Source organism: Nocardioides sp. (assembly GCF_036401255.1).
Lineage (GTDB): Bacteria > Actinomycetota > Actinomycetes > Propionibacteriales > Nocardioidaceae > Nocardioides.
The window spans coordinates 1-3,712 of record NZ_DASWVI010000184.1 but is presented as its reverse complement, the minus strand read 5'-3'; the positions used below and the strand labels follow the sequence as shown (position 1 = coordinate 3,712).

Here is a 3,712-nt window from a genome sequence, read left to right as displayed (position 1 = left end):
CGGCCGGTCGGCGGGAGCGCCGTTGCGACGCCGGCGCATGAGCACCAGCAGGGCGCCGATCAGGACGAGCGGGATGCCGACGGCCAGGCCGACGACCGGGACGATGTCCTCGAGGAGCCGCAGCGTGCCGATCGCGTCGTTGGCGTCGTCGACGTTCTTCTGCACCTGCTCGTCGGTGAACGCGAGGTCCAGCTCGAGCAGCGGGGTCCCGTTGTCGGCGGTGCGCTCCTGGTGGACGACCTGCTTGATGATCGAGCCGGTGCGCGGCTCGATGTAGAAGGTGTACGTCGCGTCGTACGTGCCGGTGATGTCGCCGACCACGAGGACCGAGTCGACGTTCGCGTGGTACTCGTACTTGTAGACCGTGAGGCCGTCGATCTTCTCCTCGTCGACGTACTCCGCGTCGACCGCGCTGCCGACGATGTCGTCCCACACCGGGTAGGTCTTCTTCTCGGCACCGAACGGCCACTTGTTCTGCAGGCCCTCGAGCTGCGGGGTGCCCTCCGGCAGGTAGTCGCCGTTGTCGACGGTCATCGCGGTGTGGCGGTCGGTGACGAACAGCGAGGTCTCGGCGCTGATCAGCCGCTTCTCGGGGTCGGCGTCGTCCACGCAGCTGTCGATGCCGCCCTCGTCGTGCACGAGGCACAGCGAGGTGTTGAACACGACGTTGTCGTCGTCGGACGCGTCGGAGTCGACGGCGTTGGTGCTCCACGCGAGCACGGGGCCCTCGTCGAGGGTGTCACCACCGGAGAAGACGCCGGCGGTCCCGGAGAGGTCCGTGACGTTGTCGGTGTCCAGCGGCGTGCGCTCCACCTGCCCGGGCACCCAGGTCAGGGCGACGATCGCCACGACCACGAAGAACGTGCCCACGGCGATGACCAGGGCGGGCAGGACCTTGCGCATGGCGCCTCCTCGGCGTGCACGGTGGAGCCGGGCGTCGACTGTCGCCACGGACCGAGCCATCTCGAACAGGGCGAACGCTACCGCCAAATGTGAGTTATGCAACTCGCGGGTAACAACAACGTGTCCAATCCCCGCGCCCCGCAGCACCGGGCCCCGACCCGCGCGTCCCGCGACTGACGGCCGGGCGTGCGGGAGCGACGTCAGAGCACGAGGTGCTGGCGCCCGTCGAGCAGCTCGCGTACGGCGTCGAGGTGGCCGGCGTGGACCGAGGTCTCGACCAGGACGTGCCCGAGGATCGTGCGCAGGTCCGGGAACGACAGGCCCGCCTCGCCCCACCAGTCCTCGGGCCGCGCGGGGGGATCGTCGAGCTGCCGGGCCGCGATGATCTCGTCGGAGCGCACGATGGCGGCGCGGTAGGCCGCGAGGACGTCCGCGGCCGGCTCGTCGGGCCCGACCAGCCAGTCGCCGCCGTCGGCCTCCGGCCAGAAGTCCAAGGGGCCTCCCGCCACGACGACCTCGAACCAGTAGCGCTCGTCGGACAGCGTCAGGTGCCGGACCAGCCCGAGGCAGGACCACCCCGAGGGCAGCACGGGTCGGCGCAGCTGCTCGTCGGACAGCCCTTCGAGCTGGGTCAGCACATGGCGCCGCTGACCGGCGAGGCCGCCGACGAGGACGGCTCGTTCACGAGACATGTCGACGGACACGCGCCCAGGCTAGGGCAGCGACACGCTCGAGGACCTGCGGCGAGGGGTGGCGCGGCGCCTCAGGCGCCACCCCTCGCCGGGTCGCGACTACCAGGCGACCGGCCCGTTCGCGTCGACGAAGGTCCCCGACGCGGCGCCGTCCGGGAGGGTCGCCGCGGCGAGGACGACCTGGGCGGCCTGCGACGCGGCAAGCGGCGCCTGCTCCCTGTTCATCGGGGTCAGGTCGGTCTGCACGAACCCCGGGCAGACCGACGTGACCTTGATGCCGGTCGCCGCCAGCCGCTTGGCCAGGCCGATCGTGATGCTGTTCAGGGCCGCCTTGGAGCTCTGGTACCCGGGCACGACCGTGCCGTAGTACGGCGAGTCGGGATCGGCCTGGTCGGTGAGCGAGCCCATGGTGGTCGAGAGGTTCACGATCCGGGCACGGGCACTGCGCTGGAGCAGTGGCAAGAAGGCCTCGGTGACGGCGACAGGCCCGAACACGTTGACCTCGAAGGTCGCGCGGACCAGGTCCGGGTTGGCGAAGTGGTGCTCGGTGGCGTCGGTCGCCTCCGGCAGGATGCCGGCGTTGTTGACCAGGACGTCGAGACGTCCCTGGTCCCGCTCGACCCGCTCCGCGGCCGCGGCGATGCTGGCCGAGGACGTCACGTCCAGCTCGAGGGCCTGCACGTCGAGCCCCTCCTGCCGCAGCGAGGACGACGCCGCCTCCGCGGCCGCGAGCCTGCGCCCGGTCAGCAGGACGCACGCTCCGGTCTGTGCGAGGGCGCGCGCCGTGGCGAGCCCGATTCCGCGAGTGCCGCCGGTGACGAGTGCGATAGTCATGGATGTCCCATCAGGAGTCAGACCCGGGCGGATGTCGGCCCGGGGGAACGCGACGCGCTCCACCCGGCAGACGTCCGCGAGGGGCCGGATGTGAGGTCCCGGTGGCAGATCGCCGGCACGTCGTACTCCGACGGACGCCCTTCGGCTATGCGGCCCCCTCCATCGCGAGCAGGGTCCGCTTGGCCTCCGTGCCCCCGACGTAGTCGCCGAGCGCACCGTCCGAGCGGATCACCCGGTGGCAGGGCACGACCACCGGCAGGGGGTTCCTGGCGCACGCCGAGCCGACCGCGCGCACCGCTCGCGGGCTACCGGCCGCGGCGGCGACCTGGGCGTAGCTGCCGGTGCTTCCGTACGCGATCTCGCGCAGGTGCTGCAGCACCTCGCGTCGGAACCCGGAGGCGAGGCGGAGGTCGAGGGGGGCGTCGAAGACCGTTCGGGTCCGGGCGAAGTACTCCTCGAGCTGGCGCGCGACGGAGTCCAGCCGCCGGGGTGCCTGCAGCACGCGAGGGCTGATCCTGTCGGCCAGGTCCTGGAGGACGGCGTCGTGGCCCTCCCGGGCATAGGCGACGCGGACCAGACCGGCCGGGGTCGCGGCGAGGAGAAGGGGGCCGACGGGCGTGTCGAGGGTCCGGTAGGCCACGTCCAGGAGGTTCGCGCGGTCGGCCTCGTCCGCCAGTCGGTCGCGGAGCCGCGCGAGGGCCGACGCGTCGTCGGCCCGCAGCGACGCCAAGACCTGGTCCGGCGTGTGCTCGATCATCGGTGTGCTCCTTCCTGCTCGTAGGTGCGGCGCAGCGCCTTGATGCCGTCGGCGCAGGCGCGCCGGGCCGCGGCCTCGGTGCCGCCCAGGACCTCGGCGACCTCGCGGTGCGAGAGACCGCCGAGGTGGTGGTAGGCGACCGCATGGCGCTGCTTGTCCGGCAGCTGCCGGAGCGCGTCGTAGAGCGCGTCATGCTCGCCGGGGTCGGGACCCGGTGCCGCGCCGGTGTCGGGGAGGATCTCGACGGGCACCGGGCGACGCCGAGCCGCCCGGTGGAGGTCGATGATCTTGCGGTGGGCGATGGTGACCAGCCACGCCTCGACGTTGGCGTCGTGGCCGAGACGGGGATAGGCACGCAGGGCGGACACGAAGGTCTCGGTCCAGGCGTCGTCGGCGTCCGCCTGGCCCAGCGCGGCGCGACACACCCGCAGCACGGTCGCCCCGTGCTCGGCCACGACCTCGTCGAACGGCTTCACCTTCGAAAGACGCTCCCCGGCACTCGTTTGTGAGGTGTGCGCGGTCCATC

The 3,712-nt window shown here is 72.1% G+C and carries 5 protein-coding genes; all 5 read right to left on the bottom strand.

What is annotated here, in order from left to right; translation table 11 throughout:
• On the bottom strand, nucleotides 1-903 hold a 903-nt coding region (locus VGD85_RS08690), incomplete at its 3' end, for a DUF3068 domain-containing protein (protein WP_331063059.1).
• Nucleotides 904-1,103: 200 nt separating this feature from the next.
• The gene (locus VGD85_RS08685; protein WP_331063058.1) at nucleotides 1,104-1,607 is read right to left on the bottom strand and encodes a DinB family protein; all 504 of its coding nucleotides are present in this window, start codon (nucleotides 1,605-1,607) and stop codon (nucleotides 1,104-1,106) included.
• 87 nt (nucleotides 1,608-1,694) lie between these two features.
• Nucleotides 1,695-2,429, bottom strand: coding sequence for an SDR family NAD(P)-dependent oxidoreductase (locus VGD85_RS08680; RefSeq protein WP_331063057.1), 735 nt, complete (start codon nucleotides 2,427-2,429; stop codon nucleotides 1,695-1,697).
• Between the two features lie 145 nt (nucleotides 2,430-2,574).
• Entirely contained in the window at nucleotides 2,575-3,186 is a 612-nt protein-coding gene (locus VGD85_RS08675) for a methylated-DNA--[protein]-cysteine S-methyltransferase (RefSeq protein ID WP_331063056.1), read from the bottom strand.
• Entirely contained in the window at nucleotides 3,183-3,662 is a 480-nt protein-coding gene (locus VGD85_RS08670; RefSeq protein WP_331063055.1) for a sigma-70 family RNA polymerase sigma factor, read from the bottom strand. The genes VGD85_RS08675 and VGD85_RS08670 overlap by 4 nt, the downstream gene beginning before the upstream one ends.
• Between the last annotated feature and the right edge of the window lie 50 nt (nucleotides 3,663-3,712).

Excerpts from the sequence above, each read along its gene's own strand:
- VGD85_RS08680 (WP_331063057.1), bottom strand. The coding sequence starts at position 2,429 with ATGACTATCGCACTCGTCACCGGCGGCACTCGCGGAATCGGGCTCGCC.
- VGD85_RS08675 (WP_331063056.1), bottom strand. The coding sequence starts at position 3,186 with ATGATCGAGCACACGCCGGACCAGGTCTTGGCGTCGCTGCGGGCCGAC.